The 24,698-nt window shown below is 41.3% G+C and carries 27 protein-coding genes; 3 read left to right on the top strand and 24 right to left on the bottom strand.

Annotation, left to right across the window (positions count from 1 at the left end; translation table 11 throughout):
* Nucleotide 1: 1 nt before the first annotated feature.
* The 23 genes from QWT87_RS08490 to QWT87_RS08600 form a co-directional block, all read right to left on the bottom strand.
* On the bottom strand, nucleotides 2–724 hold the full coding sequence (locus tag QWT87_RS08490) for a hypothetical protein (RefSeq protein WP_024565604.1): 723 nt from the start codon (nucleotides 722–724) through the stop codon (nucleotides 2–4).
* A complete protein-coding gene (locus tag QWT87_RS08495) occupies nucleotides 714–1,562 on the bottom strand; it encodes a M23 family metallopeptidase (RefSeq protein WP_024565603.1) in 849 nt (282 codons plus the stop codon). Before QWT87_RS08495 ends, QWT87_RS08490 begins: the two co-directional genes overlap by 11 nt.
* Nucleotides 1,552–3,546, bottom strand: coding sequence for a type IV secretion system DNA-binding domain-containing protein (locus QWT87_RS08500; RefSeq protein ID WP_024565602.1), 1,995 nt, complete (start codon nucleotides 3,544–3,546; stop codon nucleotides 1,552–1,554). The genes QWT87_RS08495 and QWT87_RS08500 overlap by 11 nt, the downstream gene beginning before the upstream one ends.
* Before the next feature lie 6 nt (nucleotides 3,547–3,552).
* Complete coding sequence (locus QWT87_RS08505; RefSeq protein WP_024565601.1) at nucleotides 3,553–3,792, bottom strand: hypothetical protein; 240 nt, start codon at nucleotides 3,790–3,792, stop codon at nucleotides 3,553–3,555.
* A 2-nt stretch (nucleotides 3,793–3,794) separates the two neighbouring features.
* A complete protein-coding gene (locus tag QWT87_RS08510) occupies nucleotides 3,795–4,664 on the bottom strand; it encodes a DUF4138 domain-containing protein (protein WP_024565600.1) in 870 nt (289 codons plus the stop codon).
* A 2-nt stretch (nucleotides 4,665–4,666) separates the two neighbouring features.
* Nucleotides 4,667–5,875: a conjugative transposon protein TraM gene (gene traM, locus QWT87_RS08515; RefSeq protein WP_024565599.1), complete on the bottom strand. Its 1,209-nt coding sequence runs from the start codon at nucleotides 5,873–5,875 to the stop codon at nucleotides 4,667–4,669.
* Nucleotides 5,871–6,224: a hypothetical protein gene (locus QWT87_RS08520; protein WP_024565598.1), complete on the bottom strand. Its 354-nt coding sequence runs from the start codon at nucleotides 6,222–6,224 to the stop codon at nucleotides 5,871–5,873. The genes traM and QWT87_RS08520 overlap by 5 nt, the downstream gene beginning before the upstream one ends.
* Nucleotides 6,225–6,226: 2 nt before the next feature.
* Nucleotides 6,227–6,841 (bottom strand): conjugative transposon protein TraK, encoded by a 615-nt coding sequence (gene traK / locus QWT87_RS08525; RefSeq protein WP_024565597.1) that lies wholly within the window; start codon nucleotides 6,839–6,841, stop codon nucleotides 6,227–6,229.
* A gap of 5 nt (nucleotides 6,842–6,846) precedes the next feature.
* Nucleotides 6,847–8,097, bottom strand: coding sequence for a type IV secretion system protein (locus QWT87_RS08530; RefSeq protein ID WP_029738611.1), 1,251 nt, complete (start codon nucleotides 8,095–8,097; stop codon nucleotides 6,847–6,849).
* 2 nt (nucleotides 8,098–8,099) lie between these two features.
* Nucleotides 8,100–8,978 (bottom strand): hypothetical protein, encoded by an 879-nt coding sequence (locus tag QWT87_RS08535; RefSeq protein WP_228457572.1) that lies wholly within the window; start codon nucleotides 8,976–8,978, stop codon nucleotides 8,100–8,102.
* Nucleotides 8,935–9,600 carry a hypothetical protein gene (locus tag QWT87_RS08540; RefSeq protein ID WP_024567401.1) on the bottom strand — a complete coding sequence of 222 codons (666 nt, stop codon included), beginning with the start codon at nucleotides 9,598–9,600 and terminating at the stop codon, nucleotides 8,935–8,937. Before QWT87_RS08540 ends, QWT87_RS08535 begins: the two co-directional genes overlap by 44 nt.
* A 2-nt stretch (nucleotides 9,601–9,602) precedes the next feature.
* On the bottom strand, nucleotides 9,603–10,124 hold the full coding sequence (locus QWT87_RS08545; protein ID WP_228457571.1) for a hypothetical protein: 522 nt from the start codon (nucleotides 10,122–10,124) through the stop codon (nucleotides 9,603–9,605).
* Between the two features lie 229 nt (nucleotides 10,125–10,353).
* Nucleotides 10,354–11,076, bottom strand: a complete 723-nt coding sequence (locus QWT87_RS08550; RefSeq protein ID WP_024567403.1) for a hypothetical protein — start codon at nucleotides 11,074–11,076, stop codon at nucleotides 10,354–10,356.
* Nucleotides 11,063–14,137, bottom strand: coding sequence for a TraG family conjugative transposon ATPase (locus QWT87_RS08555; RefSeq protein ID WP_024567404.1), 3,075 nt, complete (start codon nucleotides 14,135–14,137; stop codon nucleotides 11,063–11,065). Before QWT87_RS08555 ends, QWT87_RS08550 begins: the two co-directional genes overlap by 14 nt.
* On the bottom strand, nucleotides 14,109–14,423 hold the full coding sequence (locus QWT87_RS08560) for a hypothetical protein (protein ID WP_024567405.1): 315 nt from the start codon (nucleotides 14,421–14,423) through the stop codon (nucleotides 14,109–14,111). The genes QWT87_RS08555 and QWT87_RS08560 overlap by 29 nt, the downstream gene beginning before the upstream one ends.
* Nucleotide 14,424: 1 nt before the next feature.
* Nucleotides 14,425–14,748 carry a DUF4134 domain-containing protein gene (locus QWT87_RS08565; RefSeq protein WP_024567406.1) on the bottom strand — a complete coding sequence of 108 codons (324 nt, stop codon included), beginning with the start codon at nucleotides 14,746–14,748 and terminating at the stop codon, nucleotides 14,425–14,427.
* 36 nt (nucleotides 14,749–14,784) lie between these two features.
* On the bottom strand, nucleotides 14,785–15,318 hold the full coding sequence (locus QWT87_RS08570) for a hypothetical protein (protein ID WP_024567407.1): 534 nt from the start codon (nucleotides 15,316–15,318) through the stop codon (nucleotides 14,785–14,787).
* Between the two features lie 62 nt (nucleotides 15,319–15,380).
* A complete protein-coding gene (locus QWT87_RS08575) occupies nucleotides 15,381–16,034 on the bottom strand; it encodes a ParA family protein (RefSeq protein ID WP_024567408.1) in 654 nt (217 codons plus the stop codon).
* A 2-nt stretch (nucleotides 16,035–16,036) separates the two neighbouring features.
* Nucleotides 16,037–17,506 (bottom strand): relaxase/mobilization nuclease domain-containing protein, encoded by a 1,470-nt coding sequence (locus QWT87_RS08580; RefSeq protein ID WP_159109018.1) that lies wholly within the window; start codon nucleotides 17,504–17,506, stop codon nucleotides 16,037–16,039.
* On the bottom strand, nucleotides 17,503–17,853 hold the full coding sequence (locus QWT87_RS08585) for a hypothetical protein (RefSeq protein WP_024565585.1): 351 nt from the start codon (nucleotides 17,851–17,853) through the stop codon (nucleotides 17,503–17,505). The genes QWT87_RS08580 and QWT87_RS08585 overlap by 4 nt, the downstream gene beginning before the upstream one ends.
* A gap of 23 nt (nucleotides 17,854–17,876) precedes the next feature.
* Nucleotides 17,877–18,671 (bottom strand): hypothetical protein, encoded by a 795-nt coding sequence (locus QWT87_RS08590; RefSeq protein ID WP_024565584.1) that lies wholly within the window; start codon nucleotides 18,669–18,671, stop codon nucleotides 17,877–17,879.
* Between the two features lie 968 nt (nucleotides 18,672–19,639).
* Nucleotides 19,640–20,296, bottom strand: a complete 657-nt coding sequence (locus tag QWT87_RS08595) for an HlyD family efflux transporter periplasmic adaptor subunit (RefSeq protein WP_214649542.1) — start codon at nucleotides 20,294–20,296, stop codon at nucleotides 19,640–19,642.
* Nucleotides 20,297–20,304: 8 nt separating this feature from the next.
* Nucleotides 20,305–20,943 (bottom strand): HlyD family secretion protein, encoded by a 639-nt coding sequence (locus tag QWT87_RS08600; protein WP_228050502.1) that lies wholly within the window; start codon nucleotides 20,941–20,943, stop codon nucleotides 20,305–20,307.
* Between the two features lie 617 nt (nucleotides 20,944–21,560).
* Between QWT87_RS08600 and QWT87_RS08605 the strand changes: the two genes are divergently transcribed.
* A complete protein-coding gene (locus QWT87_RS08605; RefSeq protein ID WP_024565583.1) occupies nucleotides 21,561–22,031 on the top strand; it encodes a GNAT family N-acetyltransferase in 471 nt (156 codons plus the stop codon).
* Nucleotides 22,032–22,061: 30 nt separating this feature from the next.
* Here the strand turns inward: QWT87_RS08605 and QWT87_RS08610 are convergent, their stop codons facing one another.
* Entirely contained in the window at nucleotides 22,062–23,132 is a 1,071-nt protein-coding gene (locus tag QWT87_RS08610; RefSeq protein WP_024567409.1) for a tyrosine-type recombinase/integrase, read from the bottom strand.
* Nucleotides 23,133–23,389: 257 nt separating this feature from the next.
* On the opposite strand from QWT87_RS08610, the gene QWT87_RS08615 reads away from it, so the two are divergent.
* Nucleotides 23,390–23,920 carry an aminoglycoside 6'-N-acetyltransferase AAC(6')-D292 gene (locus QWT87_RS08615; protein WP_058878818.1) on the top strand — a complete coding sequence of 177 codons (531 nt, stop codon included), beginning with the start codon at nucleotides 23,390–23,392 and terminating at the stop codon, nucleotides 23,918–23,920.
* 196 nt (nucleotides 23,921–24,116) lie between these two features.
* Nucleotides 24,117–24,671, top strand: coding sequence for a DUF6985 domain-containing protein (locus QWT87_RS08620; RefSeq protein WP_159109019.1), 555 nt, complete (start codon nucleotides 24,117–24,119; stop codon nucleotides 24,669–24,671).
* Nucleotides 24,672–24,698 lie beyond the last annotated feature (27 nt).

Genomic DNA, 24,698 nt, shown 5'->3' on the forward strand with positions numbered 1-24,698 from the left:
TTTATCTGCGGAATCCACGGCGTTTTTCCTGTTCCTGTTCGATTTCCTGTTCGATTTCTTCTTCCTGCTCTTCCCGGTTTCTGTTCGCGTCTTCGTACCTATCCCTGTCATTGACGTTCAGGTCAATTTCGGAATTGCCACCTTTTGAAATCTGCTTCTCATCGGGTGAGATGCTGTTTACGGTGTTGATTTCTCTGGAAACGATGTTCAAGTCGTTGGAAATTTCCTTGGCGATTTCGGGATATTGGTCGATTTTATCCATCAGGAAATTTTTCAGTTTCTGAAGTTCGTTTTTGTAGCGGTTCATTTCCGCGACATCCTTCTTGTCGGCAATGATTGCGGTGAGTTCGGTGGCATTTTTAATGAGGTCGAACTCGGCGACGATGTTGTTTTCCTTGTCGTAGATGAATGCCTTTTTTTCAAGCGAAAGTTTCTTCTCATTTTTGTTTGAAAGGTCTTGAATAGTGGAATACTCAATTCCATCCTTGCTGTTTCTGAGGATTTCGGAGATGCTTTTATCCCGCTCCAGAAAGATGACTTTCAGTCGGGTGTTGTTTTCCGTGAGTTGGAAAGTTGCCCTGTTTTTGTCGTTGTCTGCGACAATCGTGTAGCCCTGCAGAAATTTTTGGATGTCGTCCGCTTTCAGTTTTTTTGAAAATGACAAATCTTCATTGATGATTCCGAACTTTTTAAGTTCTTCGGTAGGTAGGTTTTCAGTTTGCATAGTAGGTTGCTATTAAATTGTTTGCTTTGTTTAGGTCGTTTAAGAAATGGTAGGGATTGATGCTTTGTCCAAACTCCTTTACTGCAAAATGCAGGTGCGGTCCGGTAGAGTTCCCTGTGTTTCCACTTTTCCCGATGATGAAGCCCGCCCTGACTTTTTCTCCGACTTTGTAGTAGATTTCGGAGAGGTGGAGATAGGAGGTTTCAAATCGGTTGAAATGTTTGATTTTGATGTAGTTTCCACCGCCTTTGGAATCCCAACCTGCTTCGGTAATGATTCCATCAAGCACGGCGTGAACATCTTCGTAGTTGGCTTTGAGGTCAATTCCGTTGTGCATTTTTGCAGTGCCGAAAATTGGATGCATCCTTGTTCCGTAAGGCGAAGTCACGCTAATTCTATTGCGCAAAGGCATTGAGATATTTTTCCGTAAACCTTCAAAGGTGGTTTCAAAATCCTTTTCCTGCTTTTTTTCGGGTTGAAAATTTTGCATCAGTTCAAATAGTGAATCTTTCATCTTTTTGTAGTCCACGTTACTTTGATTGTTTCCATTATGGTAGTTTTTAAGCATCGTCTTTAGAGAGTCGATTTGACTCGTTAACATCTTCATTGAACTTTCGGTTTCGTTTTTCAGTTCCGATTTTGGGGTGATGTTGAAGATTTCTTTCCACGATTTTTTCTCCTTTTTTTGGTTGGAATTCTCCTCTTTTGGGGTTTCCATAATTTTAAAGTCTTCCGTTTTGTGTGGTTTTGTCGGCATCAGCGTATTGAATTGAGCCATGGAATAACCGCCTGTTAAAAGGAGAATTGTTAATGTTATTATTGTCGTTCTATTTTTCATTTTTAGTAAATTCATTTACGATTAATTCAACCTCCTTATTGATTTTTCTGAAGTTGGTCATCAGGACATCGTTTTTCCTATTGTTTCCCATTTTGTCGACAAATGAGTAATAGGAAGGCATTTTCACATAGTTGTGTTCTTCCTGTTTGATGGCCTTCATATCCAAATTGATTTTGCCGTTCATCGCCGAAGTTTTGTATTCCTCGGTGTCGTTTTCCTCGCCCTGAGCAATCATTCCGACCATTTCGCCAGTTTTGAGCGTCGCAATTTTTCCTGCAGGAATCATAAAGTCCATTTTCTCGTTGATGCTGGTCGTCGTTCCTTGTTGGGAGATGGATTGGGAATAGGATTTTTGCTTGATTTTTCCGAACAGTTTCTCCAGCCATTCCAGAGTATTTTTGTCCCTTGCGGAACCTGAAAGGATATTTCCAACAATGGCGGAAATGGTGTCGGCAACTTCTTTTTTGTAAAACTGTCGGAGTTGTGGGATTTCCTGAAGTCCCAATAAGACCGCCACTTTGTTGCTCCTTGCGGTCGCCACCACGTTGTCGATTTTATGTATGTAGATGGTGGGAAACTCGTCAGCAATAATTCCTCCCGGCAAATTGTGTTTGGAGTTGATGAGTCGTAAAGTCCTGTTTAAAACCGATGAATAAAGGGCGGAATTGATGTCCTGCGTTCCTGGATCGGATGCCAAAATCAGGATGGAAGGATTCTCCCTGTTCGTAATTTTTAGTTCCACTTCGTCGCCCGAAAACACCCAGAAACTTTCCTTGGTCGCCAATCGTGAGAGAAATATCTTCAAGGTTCCGACCTGTCCCTCCAACTGGTCAAATGCCTTGTTTTCATACGCCGTCTTAAAGGGAGAAAGCAGTGAGAATATTTCCTCGTTGGTAAAAAGTGTGTCAAAAATCTCCTTGTAACTTCGGTTCATAAAGGACAGGATATGTGGTAAATCCGAATATTTTCCGTCCTCGTAGGTGGCAAAAAAGTAGATACTCGACGAAAGAAAGTTGATGGCAGATTGGGTGAAAAAAGCATCGGAGCCGCCTCCCGAACTTGAACCTCCCTTTTGGAGCGACGATACCATTGACTCCGCCATTTCCTGTGCTTCCGCCAAGGTTTGGATGTATTCTTTTTTCAATGGATTTACCCTTTTGGATTTTTCTACCTCGTTCAGATTGATGACATGAAAATCGTATTCATACCCTGAATCTTTGCTTTTCTTCAACAGATAATGGTAGTAGGCAATCTGCGCCAAATCGGGAAACTTGAAATCGTAAATACACAGGCAGAAGCCTTTCGCTATCATTTGCCTGATTGCGGGATTGATGATTCCGAAAGACTTTCCACTTCCAGGCGTTCCAATCACCATCGTCCCACGAAATGGATTGATATTGACCCATCCCTTGTTGATTTTTTTACTGTATCTGAAGAGATATGGGATATTGATCGAGGTGTCCGTTTCTACCAGTTCCTGATTTTGGGCAAAACTTTCTTCCTCTACATTCCATCGGTCTTTTCCCATTTTTTGTTGCATGAGTTTTGAGATGGCGTCTGCTCCCATTTGAAGGATTACTGCACCCAAAAAAGACAATACGGCATAGATGACCTGATAAAGATTCAGTGCAGGAAAAATTTTAGGGAGTTTGGAGTTTCCTGCCTCGTTTTGCCAAACGAGTGAAGAAAAAATCATCAACAAGCCCAATATCATGGGGATTACGATTTCCGTGGCGATGTTCAAATCCTTTTTCTTCTTCGCCTTTGTCCCGACAGCAACCAATCCAATCAGAATCAGGGTCGCAAACTTTGCGTTGATGGGTGGGTAAAAGAAACTCATCTTCGAGAAATTTTTCAATAGATTTGAAACTATAGGAATATCTGCATCGAGGTAGAAAAGCGACGCACAATCCAATGCCACGACCGCATAAACCGCCTTCTGAAGGAATCCGTAAATCTTAATTTGGTGTTGTTGTTCCTGCATTACTTCCTATAAATTGTAGTTTTTTAAAAACTCTTTCTCTTTTTCCTCAATACGGTCTTTACCATAAATCTTCACTGCAATCTCCTTATACCACGCTTTCAGATAAGCCATTTTTATAATTTCCTTTTCTATTTCCTTCTTTGCTTTTCTGAGACGGAATAAAAAAAATATGGATATGCAAGAAGCGATGAAAGCGATGAACGCCAGGAGAAGGACAATAATTAATTCTGTTGGTAATGGGTTCATAACTAAAATGTATCTGCTTTTAAAATATCTGAATAATTCACCTTCATCTCGATGGTTCTTCCCGAGAGTTGTTCCTCAATCAGGCGGATCATCATCACCTTGCTGTTCGGAAAAGTGAATTTTTTGAAGACATAGATGTTTCTGAAATTTTTCCTGAAATGTTTCGGGGCGTAAAGTCTAAAAATCGGTGTCATCTCGATGCTTTGATTGTTGGTCGCCTTGTAGATTTTTTTGTCCTCGATGGAAAATTTTAGGTCTTCGATATCGTAACTCAGGTTCGAGCTGTTTTTGAAGGTCATATCGAGAAAGATGTAGTCGCTGATAACGTACACATTGTTGAGCTGCATACTGAGTTTAAGGTCTTTTTGCTCCCTGATTGGATTTTCTTCCGTCTTCTTCTGGATGATGTCCATCGCAAACTTGGTCAGCTCCAAGTTGGAAAAACGGGTTTTGTCCAGTTCAATCGGCTGCATCTCTTCTGGCTGGATATGGATGTTGGTCACGGTGTTTTTATTTTCCGAATTTCTGTAAATAGCCTTATATTGGGCAATAAAAGACTGACCTACAACGGTTATTATTCCTATTTTGTCGCCATTCAATAAAGAGGTGGTTTTTGCCTTTTCCTTTGGGTCGACGTTGGTAGGAGCATCCGTGATCTTGATTCTCGCGATATTGATGTTCGGTAGATCACCCGTGAGTTTTTGGGTGGACAAATCCACATATTGGATGGGTTCCGGTGAGATGATGTGCAGGTTGACGCCCTCCGTAATCACTAGTTCGGGCAATTCCGAAATGACTTGTTCCTTGGTTGCGGTTTGGGCAATAAAAAGGTTGGATATAAGGAATAATAGGATATTGATTGCTGTTTTCATTTTTATTTCTTTTGTTGGTTTTGTGAGTCTTTAAGCTGTTTTTCGTCGATGAGAAATACATAGGAGTTGTATTTCAGTTTGGCTTTGTTGGTTTTAATGAGGTTGGCTATGGATTTGGAGGTGGAAGTGAACAATTTTGAGCCGATGCTCGTGAAAAATCCCTGTCCGCCCATATCCATCTGTGTTCCCTGTACGGAGTTGCTCCCCATTTCCCGAATCATGTCCCTGAAGACGCTTTCCGGAACATAAAGTCCCTTCAAACCGTCGATATCATAGATGGAAAGGTTGACGGGAAGAATTTCTCCCTTGGTAAATACCGAGACAATCTTGAGGTCAACCCGCTGCATGGAAAATCCCGAGATTTGCCCGTAAAGGATGGAGCCTTTCTCAATTTTTCTGTTGCCGACGAAGATGTCTTCCAATAATCGGAACCGGATTCTGCTTCCCAGAAATCCCTTGTTGTTTTCATCAATGACGGCTTTGATAAAACTGTTCTCATTTTCCCTGTAGAAGGCATTGAACTCGCTGTTGATTCCCGACTTGCCGACATTGAAGGTGGAATTGAGGAACTCGTCCATCTTTTCCTTGTTTGCCTTGAGTTTCTGTTCCGCCAAGAGTTTGGCTTGGTATTCGGGATCCCTCGCTTTTTCTAGGGAATCCATGACGAGCATCTGCTGTTTCAGATATTTTACGGGGTCTTGCTGTGCATTTTGATTACTAGATTTTTGATTTTCTGAAAGTTGCTCATTTTCCTGTTTCCCATTGGACTTGTCGTTCAGCATTCGGATGATTTCAGAAGACCTCTTGAAATCCTTGTCCTCATTTTGCTGTTTTGGATTGTAATAGGAAGAGTTGCCTCCTTTTGACGCCTGCTGATTTTGTCTGCTGGAGACCGCCTTCAGTGAATCGATCTTTCTTTTCTGGTCCAAAGACAACTGGTCTTCATAACTGAGCAGACTGTCCTCTTCCTTGTCCAATCCTCCGAGCATCGTCCTGTTGTCGTCCTTCTTGAAAAAGGCGTCGTAGGCATCGTTCTTCGTCATGATGGAGTCCCGTGTTTCTCCCAGAGACAGGGAAAGTTCTTTCGGCTTGTCCTTTTTAGAGGTGTCCTCTTTGGTAAATTGGGCACCTACATACACAAAGAGCAGCAGGAACGGCAATGCCAGAAGGGGCATCACATATTTTTTTTCCTTAAAGTTGATTTTCTTAATGTCCATGTTGCAGTTCTTGGTATTGGTTGTACAAATATTCTATTCTCAGGCTGTCTTCTTTTTGGAGTTCTTTTCGGTCCCTTTTCATTTTTAAAATTTTGAGTTCATTAACTATTTTCTCCATTTCTTTCTCTTGGTTTTTATTAATTTGCTGGGTCGTGTTGCTTTTGGAATAGAGGTTTGGGGGCTTGATTTTAAATGTCGACTGGCTCGGAAAGAAAATTCCCTGTATCAGCGATCCGATAAAAGACACGGAGAGAAAAACCATCGAATGGGTGAAAAACTTCTTCGGATTTTTTGCCGCCCATTCCAATCCCTTTTTTGCGGTTTGTTTTAGAAAATTTTTCATCTTTAATAGGAATTTTTGGTTTGGTTGGAGATTTCCTCGTTGTCGATAATCCTCCAATTTTTAAGCATCACACCGTGCGGATTGTTTGGACTTCGGATGATGTCCTCAAAGTATCCTTCGGTAATCAATTTTCTTGTAATCACGGCAGACTTTCTGGTAATCATCTGCTTTCCGAAAAAGGAGAATTTCTGTTGCTCCATATTGAGCGAGATGGAATCCGTATGAATACTGACCATGGAACTGGAGGCCACAATCTGGTTGTAGAAGCCTTTTTCCTTGAGATTGGTGTATTCTTTTTTTCCGCTGTCGTCAATGAGGTACAGTGATTTTTGAATATTCTCCTTGATGTAGGCATCATCGGGAGCCAAGGTGAAAAATAGTCGGTGGAACAGTTCAATTTGGGCTTTGTATTCTACGGGTCTGTTTAACAAGACATCGGTCTGCTTTGCCAGTACCGGAACCCCGTTGTCCAAAATGTAGATGGATTTTCTTGAATCCTGAATCATCCGATAGGCAAAGAAGAAGCCCGCCAATACGATAATTACGGCAAATGCTATTGTTCCCAGCGAAACTACCTTGTTGATTTTTATTCTTTGTTCGATATTTTTGATCAGCATCTTATTTATTTTTTGTTGTTATTCATCGCACTGTTGACCATTCCCGATGCGGAACCTGATGCAGCCGATTTTGCTGCTGCTCCCGCTACGGAAGCTCCACCGGTTTTGGCTGCCAATACCGTTGTTTTAGCGGCACTCGCCATTCTTCCAGCAGCACTCTTCATCTTGGTCATCGCACCTGCACCTCCCGCTGTAACAATGGTGTCGGCAATGGTGGGCGTCATCAATACCCCGATTCCCGTCACGATATAGGCGACACAGGTAAAGAGCTGGTTGTAGATCATTCCCGAATTGCTCACATAAACCATCAAGGCATCTAAATTGGTGATGGTTCCATTGGTTAAAAGCGTGTCATACCGCTCAATCTCCATTTCATAACCCGAAGCGATCAGTTGCTGACCAATATTGATGATGGTATAGGCTACAAAGGTGTATAGGTTGATGTTGATGAACTTGGAAACCCAGCTGTACAGCGAGTTTTCAAATCCTGGAACGAGCGCCATACCTACCGCAATAGGCCCCAAAATAATGAGGATGTAGGCCCAAATTTTTTGGATGAAGAAAATAAGGTAGACACAGATTCGAAGGATGGAAAGGCAAACGAACTCGATAATTTCTGCAACCAGTTTTTGGAGCTGGAACTCCATCCGTAACTGCCATTCCTTGATGGGTTGGATGAGTTTGTCCAGTCCCTCGCTGATGTCGAACCAAGAGTCGTCGGCATCTTTGCCGGTGTTGTTGATGACGTCCTGCTTCGCATCCTCGTCGGCTTTCAGTTTGATGACGGCATCGAGTAGCTGCTGCTGTTTCTTGAATCGTTGAATCCTCAAATCATTCACTTCGGACTCAATGTCGCTGAAAATGGCGATTCCCGGTTCTGCAATGGCTTCAAAGGGTGCCTGAATCAGATTGACAAAACCACTCCAATACACCAGGGTAAATCCAATGAGGATTGGTTTGAGCATCGGGGTGATTTCCCATTCCCGGTCGCCCGCCGCCATTTGCCAACCCATGTATCCGAGATACATCAACGCTCCCAGTCCTCCGATCGCCCTTCCAACCAAAGCGGATCCGACAGCACCGTCTTGAACGCTGTTGTCCAGTTTGGTAAAGACCTCCATAAACCATTTCTCAAATGCGCCGTCGCCCTTTAGAAATTGGAGCAGGTTGCTGTAGTCGCCGTCGGTTTGGGCAAAGCCGATTATCGGCAGCAATATTGCCAAGAGGCAAAATAAGGGTGTAGTATTTCTTTTCATCACTAAAATTTATGTTTGTACTGCTGCATCGTGTTGTGGATGATCTGCTTGTCGGAAGCGGGAGTCCAAGCCTGTGGCAATGCATAAGGCGAATGGTTTTTCAGAATATTTTTATAGTCCAAAAGAAGTGTCGTCTTATCGTTGTGTTTCCTTAATTCCTGCACGAACCTTCTCCATTTGATAAGGGTGTCATGGTACATCAAAAAGCGTTTTCCTCTCGGCATATCCATCGACCTCGACATTGAATATTTTTCCTTGATTAAGTCCAATTCCTCCTGAAGTCTTTTTAAAGTTCCCGTGGTATTGAGCGTTTCGTAGGTTTGCTGGTTCTTCAGCCTCCATTCGATAAAGTTTTGAGGATTGTCTGGAAATTCGGTAATGGGTCTGAGCATCCTTTTGTAGTAGAGCAACCAGAGCGGGTCTGCATCGACCGTCGCCGAAGTCCAATGGGCAAAGTCTTGGACGCTTCTTTTATAGATGGTGTCGGATGCCGCCTTTATCTTTTTTGCCTCTTCCTCTTGAAATTTCACTTGGGCAAAACGCTGGTTTTGAAGTCCCGTCGGTTTTAGCGGTCGGATATCTTCTCCATCCTTATAATCCCTGTTTCTGCTGGGAGCCCACATTCCCCAAACGGTGGCATACGCGAAGTTGGTCTGAATCCCCAAAAGGTATTTTGGATAGGGACGCCAATCGCCCCAACTCTGGAACACCATCCTTTTGTGCTGGGCTACGATGGAGGGGTCGTTCAAACGCTTTACGGTAAACTGCCCGAATACGCCGACTGCTGTCAGCAAAAGCGGAACGAGGGCAAATTTTTTAACTAATTTTTTCATCTTTTTAATTGAATATGTATTTGTATTTCTGGATAATGTCTCCGACAATCGCCCTGTCGATATTGAGGTAGTTTCTTAGCACTGGAACCTGGTACAGGTACGGAATCTTCTTGGCGTTTTCTAACCGCAATATGATGTAGAGGATGTTTCCATTGATGTTCCGAACTCGGGTAAACACCTTTTCAATAAGCATCTCCCTGTCCATCGGATCCATCAGGAAATCCTTGTTCTCGTTCAAAATATCCTGCGTGACTTCCTGCTTGAGTTTTAAGGTCTGTTTGCCGATTTCGACATAGTATTTGGAAACCAAGACGGCATATTCTGGATGTTGCGCCGACAAGTCCAGCATTTTGTTGGAGTTGTTCGCTACCTTTCCCAGATATTGGTACAGATAGATTAACTTTTTGCTCTGCGTGAGTGCCGAGTTGACATTTTTTAGTTGTTGGTAGATGTATTCCTGAATGGCGATGACCTGTGCAGTCTTGTTTTTAATGTCGTCGTACAGTTCCTTCTGTTTTTCATAAGAGTTTAGAAATGCCTGCTCGCTTCCCAGCCTTACGCCGTGGTTGGTGGTCATCTGCACCAAGAGTTTGTCGTTGATAACAATCTGCTGTCCGCTTACAAAACCAACAGAAAAAAACAAGATTCCTCCGATAAATAGTTTTCTCATTTTTAAAAGGATTTGATGTTTTTCATAATGTTCTCGACCACCTGTTTGTCCCGATTCACATAGTATTGAAAGGCTCTTTTGTTTCGTAAGACTTTTGCCTTGATGTCCCGAATCTTTAAAAGCATATGGGTAGAATTTCTGCTCAGCGTCTTGACTTCTCCCAAGGCATAATCCAATAAAATCTTGCGCTCCGACTTTTCCATCTGGTTCATTGCCCCATAGGAAACCACAATCCCGACAATCAGCCTCGTCACCATTTGCAGATCATCCACAAACTGAACCTGTGAAGGCAGAACCGCGATGATGGAATAAGGTGCGGTACTGATTTCATGGATAATGGCTTGCTGGTTTTGGGTGATTTTCGTAATCTCCCTGCTCATCGCAATTCCTGTGGGAATCGCTTGAATGGCGAACGATACGATTCGAAGTCTGTCCTGAATTTTGGTCACCTTGTCCTTGAAATTGTTCCACTGGGTTTTGTTGGCGGTTTCCACCGTGGCATTGGCAATTTGGTTTTTCCGCATCTCCTTCTGCCTCTCGTTTTCATCCATCGTCGCCTTGATTTCTAGGTTCATCATCGGAAAGGATACGTTTTCCTGCTGCCAAGACGGCGTGGAGCCGCCACTGGATGAAGTGAGCACAAAATAAATCAGCAAGCCCCCAAACCCCCGAAGGGGGCTTTTTAAAGCGTTAATTATGGGATGTTTCATTTTCATCTTATTTTTTTACATTGTTCCCCTTTGGGGACAGGGGCTAGAAATTTCTTTTGTATCGGTTCATAATATTTTCTACAATTCCCTTGTCGGTATTGATGTATCCTGCAAATGGATTGATGGAGTTCCAGAATCCCAAACGATTGGCTTTTTCCAGTCTTAACTTGATTGCCAGAAGCCAAAGCTTTAGGTTTTTGACATTCTCGGAAATGTTGTGCAATATCTTGTATCGGTCTCCCGCAGTGGCAAGGTTCAGCTCTCCCGAGGCGAGGATGTCGGAGACATCAGTCACTATTTTTATACTCTGTTCATAGGTTTTCTGTGAAGCCTTTACCCCGAAAATGGCATATTGTGGATGTGCCGATGCCAACTGAACTACCTGCGATGAATAATTGTAGCATTTGTTGAGTTCCGAATAAATCTCCTTCACCTGGATTCCGTTCTGCAAGGTTCCCGAAACTTCCTTCAGACCTTTCAGAATCTTATTCTGAATATCGTTGGCAACCACCATCTGGGTTCCCACCCACGCTTGGGCATCCTTCAGTTTGGAGGTTTCATCAATCACATCGTTCTGCTTGGCTTTCAAGTTTTCTGAATAGAGGATCATCGCCGCCGTTACCGTCGGGTCGATGTAGGTGTTTTGGGAGAAGCCCCATGTCCCCCAAAGGGGGAGAATCAACAGGAAAAGCCTCCTCCAAACCCTCCAAGAGAGGGAATTTATTGAAAGTCCCCTTTGGGGATTTTGGGGCTTATACTTTTTCATATTCCTCGTGTTTTTGGTTGATTAATTCTGAAAAATGGATATTTCGGTTTTCCAATTCCTGCGAGATGATTTTGAAGATATTTTGCCCTTTGTGCGTCTTCTTCATCATCCTGTAATAGGAAACCACCTTTTTGTCCAATGGCTTTTGATAAAGGTTGACGAGCGATACCAAGTTTTCAAGGCTGTCTCCGAAATTTTTCAAATCGCCTACAATTTTTTGCAAAGCCTCGTCGTAGTTTCCGTATTGTTGGACATAGTATTCGACTGCGGATTTTTCTGGTTTTTCCGTGGTGTAGGTTAAATACTGCTCCAAGGAAACCTCATTGCCGTGCACTTCTCCTTTGGAACCCCGCTTCAGATAAAATTCCTTGAAACGGCTTCTTCCAAATTTGTTGTTCAAATTATTGATGGTGAAAATCTTGTTTTGTTCCACCTTGTTCAATGAAAGCAGTGATGCAATCTTGTCGAAGTTGTCCTTGAACTTGGTCTGATCCAGCAATATGAAGGTGTCCGAGTTATTAATAATACTGTCTTTTACGACGGCATTTCCGATGATGTCGTCCAATTCCTGGGTAACAACCACTGCTTCTCCCCAAAATTTCCGAACCGTCTTGTAGAGATAGAGAATATATCCGCCCATCAGTTTGCTGGCAATCGCCTTCCATGCTTCCTCGATGATGAGCGCCTTTCTTCGGTCTTTTCGGAGACGCATTTTCTGGATGAAGGTATCCATGATAATGAGTGTCACGATCGGAAACAGTTTCGGGTTGTCTTTCACATTGTCGATTTCAAAGACGATGAATGGTTCGTCAAAGAGCGTGTTGTCTGCACTTTCGTTGAGTGTCGTTCCATATCTTCCGCCTTTGTAGAAATCCTTCAGCACGAACAAGAATGTCCTTAGATTAAATTCCTTTTCGGTGATGTGGTGTTTCTTATTGTTCAGGTAAAGGGGCAGAAATTTATCGCAGTAGTCATAGAATCCGTTGAAGGAAAGTTCTTTTGCCTCCAATTTTTCTTCGAGCTCCTTAATTTTCTTGATGATGGTTTTTCGGAAGGACTCGTTCCATTCTTCCGCCGTTTTCGGCTGCCTGATAATCTCGTTGGACTTGATGAGGATGAGTTGCGTCTCATTGTAGATTTTTCTCTTATCTTCATCGTTCAAGGTTTCATAAGCTTCGTAAACCTTGTAGAATTTTTCGCTGTCGTAATTCGGGTTGTTCATATTTTTGTCCGGATGATATTCGATGGCGAGTTTTCGGAAAGCCTCCTTAATCTCGTCAGAACCTGCATCGAAAGCGATTCCCAAAATATCGTAATAGTTGTACTGTCCGTTCGACTGGTTCTCAAAATCTGAAATAATGTCTTCCTCGTGGATGTTGTATTTGTTCAGATAGAGAATGAGTTCCTCCGAGGTCTTATGCTCATACCACCTGGTTCCCGAATTGAAATATTGGTGGTAATACGACATCAGCACATTGTCCAAAATAGATTTTTGTGCGGACGACATCGTGGCATCGGGACCTTGCCAAATCAGGAAAATCAAATTGGTCAAAAATTCTATTTTTTCGATGTTGAACTCTTTCTTGTTCATCAAAAAAGGATTCATGGTGATTGGTTTTTCTTCAGTGTATTGGATGTATCTCCCGCCTTTGTATTTGCAGGTTCCCGAATAGGAATCTCCCGTGTCCACAATGACCACGTCATAATTGTAGGTCAGGTATTGCTCAACGATATTGTTCATCAGGAAGGACTTTCCAGAACCTGACGGACCGAGGACAAACTTGTTTCGGTTGTTGATTCTTCCTGTCTTCATCGGCAAGTCCGCCGGATCAACTTTCAATGGAACGCCTTGTCGGTCGGTAAAACGCAGATAAAAATTGGATTCCTCGTTCACGGGGTAACTTTCTTTAAAAAAAAAACACAAGGCCGCTTCGCTTGTCGTCATAAATAAATCGTATTCCCGAAGTTCCGTGGCATTGCCTGGAATGGCGGAGCGAAATAGTTCGAGCTGGTTGTAGGCGTTCTTGGAGACGATAATTCCTTTCGTAAAAAGCTTGTTCTCGATCATCGACTGTATTCCTTCCATTTTTTCCAGTGTATGTGTTGAAAATATTAGGGAGAAATGGGCATTGACCACGAGTTGTCCGTCGATGGCGATATTGTGGAGAAGCGTTTGGATTTCTTCCGCAATAATGGCGTTGGATGGAGAGTTGTTTGCCGCCCCCTCGTGCTTCTTTTTCTTTTTGTCGAGTTCCCGCTGTTGTTGCGCCTGCAGAGGAATGGTGATGACCTGATTGTAGATGATGGTTTCGTAATCCTCCAATTCGTTGATGAAGGTGAAGTTGTCCACCGCCGTTTCCGAGGCTGCTCCGTTTCCTCCCAATATGGAAAAAGGATCTATTTCTGAAGGCAGGTCGATATTTTCGACATCCACATAGGAAATATTTTTGACGAAGCGGTTTCCGATTTGGAGATATTCGTTGGTACTTTTGATATTGTCAAAAACCGGGGTTTCCGTAAACTGCATCGACAATACACCCGAAATGTAGTATTCAAAATCTTTCTCATATAAAAATTGGGGTTCGCAACCGCTCTGCTTCAAGAGCATCAACACCTTTTGGCATTTGTCGCGAAGTTCCTTGTAACTTTTTTCGGAAAACTGGTAGTGCTTGTTTTTCTTCTTGAGTTTGTCGTCCACAATGTCCGTAAACAGGAGTACCGTTTCGATGGTTTTAAATAGTCTTCCGTCAAAATGCTCGGAGTATTTCTGCTGGAGGAACTGGTTGGAGGATTCGGCGGTATATCTCTTTTTGGAAAAGATGTCGAGTTTTTGAACGATTCTTCCTTCGCCAATAATGGATACGACTTGATTCAGCACGGTATGGAAGTTCAGGTAGTTGTCTGGGTCGGCGGAATACTGTTCCACAATGTTCTTAATTCTGATGCCGATAATCGGATTCCCGTACTGTCCGAAGAGGACATCAAAATCCCATCCAAAATCCTTTCCGTAATCGTAGCCGATGAAGGGAATGTCAAATGCCTGTTTCTTTGTCTTTACCATCTTTTAAAAATCTTTTGTTGTTGAGTTTTTTTGGAAAAATGAATATCTGGTCAAAATTTTTGGTCTTGTCGTAGAGTCCGTTTTTGTCCTGCTTCTTGAAAATGAGGTAGACACCTCCTGCGGTTACCAATAAACCTAATAATGAACCCAGCAATCCGAATTTGGATAAGATGAGTGCCGCAACCACACCTGCGCCGATGACGGCTACCGCATAAATGATGTATTTGCCTTTGAGTCCGAAGAATACAAGGGGTTTTTTGAGCCCCTTGTACAGGTAGTATCCCATCTTAAGCAAAGAATGCGGTTACAAATTCCGGAACCACGATAAGGAAGATCATCGCACCGCCGTAGCCGAGGATTTCTTTGTTGACATCCTGGTCGCCGTTCGTCCATTTGTTGTACACCCTCAATCCTCCGATAAATCCTACGAGTCCACCGACTGCCTTTAATATCAGCTTGATGGGGTCCCAATAGTCCTTAATGTCGGAAGCGGCATTGGAGATGGCGGTCGCTCCGCCCTGCGCAAGCATCGGGGTCATTGCCAGCATCACCAAGGCAAGGGTTAGAACTTTCTTTTTTGTCACGTTTTTTCTGATAAAATTTTTCATCATTTTTAAAATTTAGGTTAGTTATGTATGGTAAATTGGTTAAATCGTCGAGTGGTAAACCTTTTGTCCCTCAATATTGTCCACCAGTTTTACGTTGGTTTCAGAAAGGTTGACAAATTCTTTCCATTGGTCTTTCTTGCTCTGTGCATCATTTTTTTTCTTGGAAACTATTGGCTCAATAATTTCTGGCTTTTTGCTGATTTCCGTTTGCTGTGGCGGATTTTCATGGTGTTTGGTTTCGGGCTGTTTTGAGCTGGTCCCATCCAAATCCTCTTCCTCTTCAAATCGTTTCCTCAATTCTTCCAAACTGGGATTGTCTTCAAAATTGTTCTGTCTTTGAATCGGAATGGGTTCGCTTTTTAGGAATGATTTCGGGGTTTTGAGATTTTCCACATCCTCGATGCCGATCAAGGTGGGTTCCTCATTCTCCGCCTGTGCAAAGTCGCCGAGTGAGTATTCTTCTGCAACATCGGTCTGAACGGTTTTCTCTTTTTTTAGGAAAAGGTCGTAGACGATATTTCCGGCATAGTACAGAAAGTAGGCTCCTAAAAGGATGAGTGAGTATTTTAACATAATGTATTGATTTGAGGTTTGTGGTTTATGGATTATTTTTTTCTTGTCTCTTTTGTCTCTCGTTAAAGCGCAACTTTTTTGACCTCGCTGATCTGCTGTATAATTTCGTCGAACGGCTTCTTTACGGCGTATTTTTGCTCGTAGGTGAGTTTTCTCGTGTCGATGGTTTGGAGGCAGTTTCTCTTGAACACGGGATTTTCTAGTAGAGTTCCGTATTTTGCCAACTCGATATCCATTTCCTTTTGGTTGAGATATTTGTAGCCCTTGTCGTATTTGGAGCGGATGAAGATTCTTTCCGCCTCGCTTTCCAACAAACCCAGAAGATTTTTGAATACCAAGGTTGATTTTACGGACACATCGGAATACTCAAAGGGAATGATGATGAAGTCGCTGTACACCAAAACATCGCTGTATCTCTGGTCCAGTGTTCCCGCCAGATCGAACAGGAACAGGTCTTTGCTTTCTTTCAGGTCGACAACCTGTTCCAAGTCCTCGAAAGGCGGCTCATCGTCATCTTCGCCAATGACTTCCACCTCGTAGAGTTTGGGCAGTTCCGAGTCCGCATCCTCCCTCCATTTGTTGAAGAAGGATTTTTGGTAGTCGAAATCAAACACCTTGATCTTCCTTGTAGAAATTCTGGAGAGATAGTTGGCGAATGCGATGGCGAGGGTGGTTTTCCCTGTTCCGCCTTTTTGGGTGGCAAATGTGATGATCATTCTTATGTTCTTTTTTTATTTTTGCGTCTTTTTCTTAACTCTTCTTCGGCAGGGTCTCTCCCTGTTCCTCCCGACGGTTTGGTGAATTGGAAAATCAGGTCGTCTATGGTTCTATCCAGTTCCTTGGAAAGATTTTCATCTCTACTTTCCGGTGTCAATTCTTTGCTTGGATTGAGGAATTTTTGATAGGCATTCTCTCCAATTAAGTTTTCCAATGAACCCACATAATGCAGTTTGGAGTGGACGGCATAATATTTTCCATCTTCCGATTTTATGAGGTGGACATCCTTGTTATTCTGTGTTTCGACATAATCCTTTACCTCGTTTTTTATGGCGTTGAAAACCTCGCTGTTCTTTATTTTCTTAGACTCGAAAAGCATAAATTCTATTATAGCGTTTTCGGGATTCTGGCGTTTCAGATGCTCCATTAATATTTGTTTTGAAAAACTGTCCGCCAGATTATAGTCCTTTAGACTTTCAAAAAGTTTCTTGTCAATTTTCTCATCGGTCATCTCAAACAGGTCGTCCATCTTCATGATCTCACTTCCCTTGAACACCTTTCCCGATTTGTGGTCGATGATGCTGTATCCGAAGGGTTTCTGTCCGTCCTTGTGGTGGAAGACCACATCCAGTCCGTAGATGTCCCGCAATTTTTTCTGGAGCTCGCTCTCGAACTCTATCTTGGGTTTCCAATGGTCGCTGTGCCTTTCTTCCGGTAGCAGTGATTCCTGCGCCCTTCTGTCCTCTACCTTGAAGACTTTATTGGAACAGAGGTCTTTGTATTTGCTCAAAATGGCTTTCAGCTGTCTCATTCGTCCGTTGTCCGAATTGGGGGTAAAACTGATTTGGTTACCGTGGATGGTTTTAAGTTTTACCCCGTTCTTCAGAATGGAAAAGTCATTTTCATCATTTGTGTCTTTAGTTAGTTTGAACCCGCTTCTTTCAAGCAGGAGTTCCAGTTGGCTGAGTGAAGCAATTTGATAGTTTAGCAGTTTTTCTAATTTTTCCTCGGAACTTACTCCGTATCGTTTTTCTAGTGTATCTGCCAATGCTTTTTGGGCTTTCAAGCGTTCGTAACTGTCGTTGATTTTCTTTCCGGTCTGCTTGTCAACCCTTGTGGAGACGATATGGACGTGGTTGTTCTCGGTGTCGCTGTGGTAAACAACTATGAACGGCTGTTTTCCGTAGCCCATTTCCTGCATGAAGTCTTTGGCGATTTCGGTGATTTCTTCCTTGCCATGATTCTGATATTTTGCAGAAATGACGGCGTGGAACTGTGGTTTCTTTACCTTCTCATTTTTTGAAATGGATTTGAAGTAGTCCCGAACCTGCTCCGGACTGCTTTCCCCATTGATGAAGGAGGGAAAGTTTTTCATCAGCATCAGTTCTCCTGTTCCTTTCTCCATCTTTTTGTCGTTGTACTGAACGCCGTGAAAATCCGAGCCTGAAGCAGGAATAATCTTGACAATCATTTTGCGAGCATTTCATAGATCTTTTCGAAGATTTGGTTTTGCTGCTTCTTCAATTTGGCGATTTCTGAAAGCTTTGCGGTGAAGTTTTTCAGTTCTGATTCCGAAATAAACTTTTGTCCGTTTGCAATTTTCGCTACCTGGTTGATGTTGGTCTCTATCTTGATGAAGACGTTGTCTTGTTTTTCAATGAACGCCAGTATCTGTCTTCTTTCGTTGTCTAAAATTCTGTTCTCAACTGATGCCGTCAGTAAGTCGGTCAATGTGAGGTTTCTGTCTTTGCATATTTTTTTCCAGTCCTGTTTTTTGGTTTTGGATATTCTGAATTTTATGTAGTCTTCTTTTTCCATTAAGGACTTTGTTGAATCATCAATTAGGGCAGATAAGGCTTGATCCAGTTGGAATATCCTTGAACTTCTCCGTAGGTGTAGTAGGATGTGGACATTGCGTTTAGGGAGGTTTGCGGAATCTGGATGCTGTAATTCTCCAGCAGGGCTGGAAAATATTGCGTGGAATTTTCCGTATGCAGTAAGACAATCTGGTTGGGAATGTATCCGATGTCGCTGTAGATGCTCGCAATGCTGATGAAGGCGTTTCCCGTAATCGGTGCGGAATCAGAAGACCTGTACATCTGAAACCATACATTTACAATTCCCTGTACTTTTCTGAACAAAACCGCTCCCTTTAGTCCTCCGAAATTTTTGGTTCCGATGGTGTAATATTTTGAGGAGGTAAGATAGGCGTGGCTATTTCCCGAATAGTTTACAGGGGCGGACCAAGTTGAAGTTGCTGTCAGTGCGGCGGTGCTGTTGGGATCGAAGGTGAGTACAATTCTGTATTCGACAGGCTGTTTCTCCTTTGCGAAATTCTGCCATACGTTGCCGTCAAAATAATACATTCCTGATTCTGAAATATTGATGACCTGCCCCGAAAGATTGGAAGCCGGAGCGGTGGCAAATACAACCGCACCTTTTTTTGCCTGTGTGTAAAACTTGTTCGCCAACTGGTCGCCCGTTATCCTTGGAGGAATAATCCCGTCATGATGTGAGGTGTCGTTTGGTTTTCCTACTACATCAAAAGTAGTTTCGGGTGTCTGTGTGTTTATTCCGACCTGCGCATTGAGGTTGATGGCAAAAAGTGTCAGGAGAACATAGAGGGTTGCTTTCATTTTTTTGATTAAAATTTCTGTTGCAAAATTGGGACATCAAATCCGTGAAAACAATAGTGTTCATGGGGCGTGGGCTAAATAAGAACAATTTAGACGAGTTTAGATTCTCCGAAGATTAAAAAAGAATAATTTAGACGAGTTTAGATGCTTGAACCAGATTTGGTGATTAAAAAAAACAAGTTCCGCCGTTTTTTCCCCTTTTGCAAAAAGGCAAGACCGTCTTTGTCCCAAAACTTGAAAAGTTTGTGGGTACAAAGACACATCTTGCAACAAAAGTTTACTGATTTTTTTAGAGGTCTGAAAAGGTTCCTCGAATGCTTATATTAGGGTTGTTTTGCGGTTTTTTATGATAAAGTTGCTTTGGAAGGAAAAAAACATGGAAAACGGGGAGAATTGAGGTGTAACTTTTCTACCCACGTTTGCGAGTAGGATGTGGCTGATTTACGCAGGTTGCATGATAACCTGTAGCTAAATTACCCAACTTATTGAAAAAGATAAGTTTATTTGGTGCAGGTTTTGAAGGAAGGTGTGTCTTTTTATCATTGAAATTTTTGTCAGAATGCTTATCATTTAGGAAAATGTAGGGTGGGTCTATTTTACCCAGGTTGATTTTGAACTTGTGTCTATTTTTCGCAGGTGGTTACTTTGGGAGTGCATATTTAACAAAAGAATCGGAAGGACTGAAAATTCTGTAGATGATTATTTCAGAGTTATTTTTTAGATTTTAGTTTAGATAATCTTGGAATTAAAAATAATGAAAAAGATTCTCTTGGAAATGGGCTTTTTTACGCGGCTTTGTGATTGGGATGTGCCCAATTTACGCAGGTTGAAAAATTGCCTGTGGTTAAATCAGGCAGGTTTTTGAAAAAGATGACTTTATTTGTTGAGAATTTGCACTAATAATGCACGGAAATCCCTCGTTTCTGTAAGAAATCTTAGCATTAACAATTATTTTTTTAAAAAAAACATCAAGCTTGATACCCCAACAATTTCCTAATTTGATAGAAAAACCTTTCAATTAGCCTTAAATCCTCGGTGACAATCTCGGCACTTCCTTTGAGCTCTCTGTCAAATGGCAACTTTTTCCCAAAAGAAGTCCGCAATCCTTTTGGAAGCAAAACGTCAACATAATAGTTCCCTTTATCATCTGGAGTAAGAGAAATGTTTTGGACCTTGCCTTCAACGATTCCATATTCTTGGTATCGGTAATTATCAAGCTTTACTAAAACCTTTTGATTTGGTTTAACTTTACCGGAATTCACTGATGGAATCAACATCCGACCAACAACTAATTCCTTATCATTGGGTAGAACAGACATCACAATATCACCGGGTTTTACAAATTGGTTCTCGCCCCAAAATTGTTGGAAACTAACTACTCCTTCAGTAGAAGAAATAATGAGATAATTTTGTTCCCATTGTCTCAGTGATTTTCTTAGCTGTTCAAATAATTGGAGCGTTTGGGAGCTGTATGTAATCTTATCTTTCTCAGTATTTATTGATGCACCGCTTTTGGTTTTATTTAGATTTGAAACCGCTTCCTGCATCTGTGACAATGTTATATTGATATTTTTCAAATTTTGTTCTGCCTGTAGAAATTTTGTTTTTTCATTTTCTAGTTCCATCGCGGCAATTACACCTTGATTGAACAATTCTTGGGAGCGCAAGTATTTTTTTTGGTAAGGTCAAATTTTGTAACTTCTAAGTTCCGCTGCTGTTGTAATGTAGCAATCCTTGCCCTGTATTCCCCAAGACTTTGGTTTGCTGCAATATTTTCAGGAGCATAGGGCTTAAGACGAGTAAAAAGTTTTTCATCCTGCAATGCTTTTGCAAAACTATTGTATTCTCCCTGTATTTCGCCAAGTTTGAAGGTTGATGCCTGTTGAGTAGGGAAGTAGAGAACTTGTGATGATGACATTGAATCAACTATATCTTTTAGAGCTAGAATATCCTTGTAATCAGCAGCTGACTGAAGCACCATCATGACTTGATTTTTATTTACAGACTGATGATCTTTCACTAAAATTTTTTCAATTTTAGAATTTGTTCTTGCTTCAAGTTTTTCAGGTGGATTTTTGGAAGTTACGACTATGGGGGCAGGTATAAACTCAGGATATTTAATTACATAACTCATCAAGAGAACCATCAGGAGAATGACGAAAATTACCGTGTTTCCCCATCGAATCATCCAATGTGGCGGCTGCGTGAGAATATCCTGCACGTTTTCTGAACGTAGTTCAAGATTGTCTAATATGTATTTTTCCTTTTCCAATTTATTATTAAATTTTAAAATGTCCCAAATACGTCATAACAATATCCAAACTCTTTGTATTAACTGTGGAGCCATCATGAATACAATTATCTGTTGGAGCTATATAGTTGGTCCTTAAATCCTCCGTAGATTTTTTTTTTTAGCCATTTCATGAGTTTTTAAAAGGTTAATAAAAACAAAGTTACTAAAACGGCAAATGGGAAAAGCTACCGGAGGTTTAGTTCAACAGCTAAGTTCTTGTTGCGTGCGAATAACGAACAGTGATACCCTATTTAACGGAAGCTTCGGGAGTTTTTTTTCAGCATTATGGGTTTATCGGCGAAGGATTTTAGAGATTTACAGGGGATTTCTGAAAGAGTCTCTTTTTTGGGCGGTTTACCCGTTTTTAGTTAATTTTACAAAGTTACAGATTTAGGCGGTTGTTAAAGCTGCCGAAGCTTTAGTTCAGCGGATCTTTAAGTTATTAATTTCTTTAAAAAAATAGAAAAATCTATAATAAATCTGTTATTTCTCCAATTTATTTTTGGTTTTAAATTGGATCTATACTGTGGAAGAAGTGATGTAAGCAGGGAAGAACAGTCGATTTAAAAAAATCTATAAATGTAATTGTCCGGCAAATGAGTAAAAAAAACTTGGTTGATATCATAGAATTTTCAGAAGAGTTATCTGAACCAATTAAGACACTGAATTACGAGTGGCTTGAAAAATATTTTCGTATAGAAGAAGGTGATGTTGCATCACTTTCAGATCCCCAAAAGCATATCATAGACAAAGGCGGCCATATTTATTATGCTAAACTCAATGGTGAAATTGTTGGTACAGCCTCACTGTTAAAGAAAAGTGAAACGGTTTACGAATTAGGTAAATTGGCTGTCAGCGACAAAGCACAGGGACACGGTATTGGGACAATATTGATTGAACATTGCTTAAATATTGCCAAACAAAAACAAATAACGATACTTATTTTATACTCAAACACAACGTTGCAATCGGCTATTCATTTATTTAGAAAATATGGGTTTGAAGAAGTTGAACTTGAAAGTGGAGTTTACGAAAGAGCAAATATCAAAATGGAGAAACACTTTTAAACAGGAAAGAACAGCCGTTTTAGAAAAAAATTATAAAGAATCCAGCGGACTTTTTATCCTGGACTTTGAAAGGTCTGTCACATGCGTGTAGATTTGGGTGGTTTTAATGGAATTATGCCCAAGGAGCTCCTGAATAAAGCGGATATCGGTTCCTGTTTCCATTAAGTGAGTGGCAAAACTGTGGCGCAATCCGTGAATACCGACTTTCTTGCGAATGCCTGCCTTTTCCATCGCCTTCCTAAATACCGCCTGCGCAGACCGTACAGAATATGCCTCGCCTTCTTTACCCTCGAAAAGGTAAACCTTTGGGCGGTAGCTCAGGTAATATTCCCGCAATTCGGGCAGTAAGCTTTGGGGAAGTACGGCGATGCGGTCTTTTTTACCTTTCCCCTGTTCGATGCGCACCAGCATTTCCGCACTGTCGATATCGGAAAGTTTTAACGCTACCACTTCACTCACACGGAGCCCCATGCCGTAACACACTTTCAGAACAAGTGAATGTTTGAGATTTAGTGTGGCAGCTATTATTTTCTTGATTTCAGCTTTGCTGAGCATTTTGGGAAGCAGCAGCTTTTTCTTTGGGCGCGGAATGTCGAAAAACATTTTTTGGCGGTGGAGCACTTGCTCAAAATAAAACTTTACGGCATTCATGCGGCTGTGGATTTCGCTTTCCGAGAGTTTCAGTTTTTCGTGGCAGTAGAGGAAATAAGACCGCAAACGTTCGGGAGAAAGCTCCTGCACGGGATAACTTTTTAGGATGTAGAGCAACTGTGCAAATTCTATGCTGTAAGTGCGTAAGGTATTTTGACTGTACCGCTTCAGCAGGAGATGTTCCTGGAAACGCTGGAACTCCGGCAAATTGACAAGGTGAATTTTGGAGAGTACTGCCTTGCCGGTTATTTTCTCGGGCAGCCCAAAAAGTTTGCGGTAGTGCCTGTTATCGGTAACATACCATTTTTTTTGTGAGGCGGACCACCGTGCTTTTGTGTGTTCGCGCAGAAAGGAAATGAGCTGCCGGTCTTTTTCAAACTGCACCCAAATAACGTTGGAGCCGTTGTGAGTTCCGGAGGAAAACTGAAATCTTTTGTCTGAAAAATCCATACCACCACTGCGTATTTTTTATATATTAAAAAAAGCTAAAATCAGATGGCGTTGGATGTTATCCGCCGCCAATAATTTAAAATACGCAATCCAAATATAGCTATAAAATATTAATATACAAATACTTAATAAAGATTCAAAAAAAATTACGATTTTATGATGCTTGATTCATAAATATTCATATATTTGAGTGTTAGCGGTCAGGTAAGGACAACAAAAACTTTCTGGTCGGAATAAATATTTAATATATCATAAATGTGAAAGAAATAACCTTCGAATTCAAACCACTAAATGAAACACAACTGCCAATATTAACAAAGTGGCTTAACTATCCACACTTACAAGAATGGTGGAATTCAGAAGAAATAACACTTGAGAAGGTTCGGGATAAATATCTACCAAGAATTTTAGGTAATGATTCCGCAAGACCCTATATAATCTATCTTGATAAAAAACCTTTTGGATATATTCAATATTACTATGCATCGGAGGGCGACCCAAATTGGTGGCCAGATGAACCTGGACAAGGTGTCATTGGAATTGACCAATTTATTGCTGACAACAAATTATTAGGTAAAGGTTATGGAACGCTGATGATAACTCAATTTATTCATTTTCTGACAAAACAAATTAACATTACAGAAGTACGGGTTGACCCAAGACCTGATAATCATAGAGCAGTTAATTGTTATGAAAAAGTAGGCTTTCGTAAAGTTCAAAATATAATTACACCAGACGGACCTGCGACAATGATGATACTTGACATTACTCTTATCGTAAATGAATGAAAATTTTTGACATTAATAAGATTGAGAAAACCCGAACCGCCAACAATGGCTATAAGTAATTGCTTGTTCTCACCTACTTCTGAAAATCCTCGCGGATTTTCAGTTTGGTGTGTATTTGCAAAGTTTCGTGCTAAACCACGCAACTACTCATAGCCGAGACCGTTAGCGGTCAGCTTAAAAGACGACACCGACAAAAATGAAAAAAGAAATTATATCCCAAATAATTGGACAACTAAAACAAGATGACAATTTCCCCGATTGGTGGAAAAGTGAAGAAATATCCATTCCGTTTTTTGACAATGAGAAATTGACGATAACTTTTATGGATTTTGAACCTGAACACGATAAGACTTTTATTAAAGAAGCTGACCAAGCTTTGAGAAATTTTCTTGCACTAAAAACAGATGACCGAAATTCAATTTCAGAATTAGCGTACAAAAACTGTATGGACTTTTTGGAAGCAGTAGAATATGACGAAGATTACGAGCCATTAAGACAAATAAATAACAAAAACGAAATTTGGAACTTTATACAACCGAGCGAAATTTATGTAACAAGACGACCTTACAATGACCAAGACATTTATGTTTTCATTGCTTGTGAATGCGATTGGGAACAAGAACACGGACTTCAATTGGTATTTAGGCAAGGAAAAAAGCTTACAAGAATAAGCGACCAAGATGGACATTTAACAGAAGCTGATGCCTATGACAAACCAGACGAACAAGATGAACTTTTATCAAAGTTTTAAAAATAAACCCCAAAAAGCCGAACCGCT

The organism is Chryseobacterium urinae (genome assembly GCF_030518295.1).
Lineage (GTDB): Bacteria > Bacteroidota > Bacteroidia > Flavobacteriales > Weeksellaceae > Chryseobacterium > Chryseobacterium mucoviscidosis.

What these genes read in the sequence shown, in the direction of transcription:
- QWT87_RS08490 (WP_024565604.1), bottom strand. Translation starts at nt 724, where the DNA reads ATGCAAACTGAAAACCTACCTACCGAAGAACTTAAAAAGTTCGGAATC.
- QWT87_RS08495 (WP_024565603.1), bottom strand. Translation starts at nt 1,562, where the DNA reads ATGAAAAATAGAACGACAATAATAACATTAACAATTCTCCTTTTAACA.
- QWT87_RS08500 (WP_024565602.1), bottom strand. Translation starts at nt 3,546, where the DNA reads ATGCAGGAACAACAACACCAAATTAAGATTTACGGATTCCTTCAGAAG.
- QWT87_RS08505 (WP_024565601.1), bottom strand. Translation starts at nt 3,792, where the DNA reads ATGAACCCATTACCAACAGAATTAATTATTGTCCTTCTCCTGGCGTTC.
- QWT87_RS08510 (WP_024565600.1), bottom strand. Translation starts at nt 4,664, where the DNA reads ATGAAAACAGCAATCAATATCCTATTATTCCTTATATCCAACCTTTTT.
- QWT87_RS08520 (WP_024565598.1), bottom strand. Translation starts at nt 6,224, where the DNA reads ATGAAAAATTTTCTAAAACAAACCGCAAAAAAGGGATTGGAATGGGCG.
- traK (WP_024565597.1), bottom strand. Translation starts at nt 6,841, where the DNA reads ATGCTGATCAAAAATATCGAACAAAGAATAAAAATCAACAAGGTAGTT.
- QWT87_RS08530 (WP_029738611.1), bottom strand. Translation starts at nt 8,097, where the DNA reads ATGAAAAGAAATACTACACCCTTATTTTGCCTCTTGGCAATATTGCTG.
- QWT87_RS08540 (WP_024567401.1), bottom strand. Translation starts at nt 9,600, where the DNA reads ATGAGAAAACTATTTATCGGAGGAATCTTGTTTTTTTCTGTTGGTTTT.
- QWT87_RS08545 (WP_228457571.1), bottom strand. Translation starts at nt 10,124, where the DNA reads ATGCGGAAAAACCAAATTGCCAATGCCACGGTGGAAACCGCCAACAAA.
- QWT87_RS08550 (WP_024567403.1), bottom strand. Translation starts at nt 11,076, where the DNA reads ATGAAAAAGTATAAGCCCCAAAATCCCCAAAGGGGACTTTCAATAAAT.
- QWT87_RS08555 (WP_024567404.1), bottom strand. Translation starts at nt 14,137, where the DNA reads ATGGTAAAGACAAAGAAACAGGCATTTGACATTCCCTTCATCGGCTAC.
- QWT87_RS08560 (WP_024567405.1), bottom strand. Translation starts at nt 14,423, where the DNA reads ATGGGATACTACCTGTACAAGGGGCTCAAAAAACCCCTTGTATTCTTC.
- QWT87_RS08565 (WP_024567406.1), bottom strand. Translation starts at nt 14,748, where the DNA reads ATGATGAAAAATTTTATCAGAAAAAACGTGACAAAAAAGAAAGTTCTA.
- QWT87_RS08570 (WP_024567407.1), bottom strand. Translation starts at nt 15,318, where the DNA reads ATGTTAAAATACTCACTCATCCTTTTAGGAGCCTACTTTCTGTACTAT.
- QWT87_RS08575 (WP_024567408.1), bottom strand. Translation starts at nt 16,034, where the DNA reads ATGATCATCACATTTGCCACCCAAAAAGGCGGAACAGGGAAAACCACC.
- QWT87_RS08580 (WP_159109018.1), bottom strand. Translation starts at nt 17,506, where the DNA reads ATGATTGTCAAGATTATTCCTGCTTCAGGCTCGGATTTTCACGGCGTT.
- QWT87_RS08585 (WP_024565585.1), bottom strand. Translation starts at nt 17,853, where the DNA reads ATGGAAAAAGAAGACTACATAAAATTCAGAATATCCAAAACCAAAAAA.
- QWT87_RS08590 (WP_024565584.1), bottom strand. Translation starts at nt 18,671, where the DNA reads ATGAAAGCAACCCTCTATGTTCTCCTGACACTTTTTGCCATCAACCTC.
- QWT87_RS08595 (WP_214649542.1), bottom strand. Translation starts at nt 20,296, where the DNA reads ATGGAACTAGAAAATGAAAAAACAAAATTTCTACAGGCAGAACAAAAT.
- QWT87_RS08605 (WP_024565583.1), top strand. Translation starts at nt 21,561, where the DNA reads ATGAGTAAAAAAAACTTGGTTGATATCATAGAATTTTCAGAAGAGTTA.
- QWT87_RS08610 (WP_024567409.1), bottom strand. Translation starts at nt 23,132, where the DNA reads ATGGATTTTTCAGACAAAAGATTTCAGTTTTCCTCCGGAACTCACAAC.
- QWT87_RS08620 (WP_159109019.1), top strand. Translation starts at nt 24,117, where the DNA reads ATGAAAAAAGAAATTATATCCCAAATAATTGGACAACTAAAACAAGAT.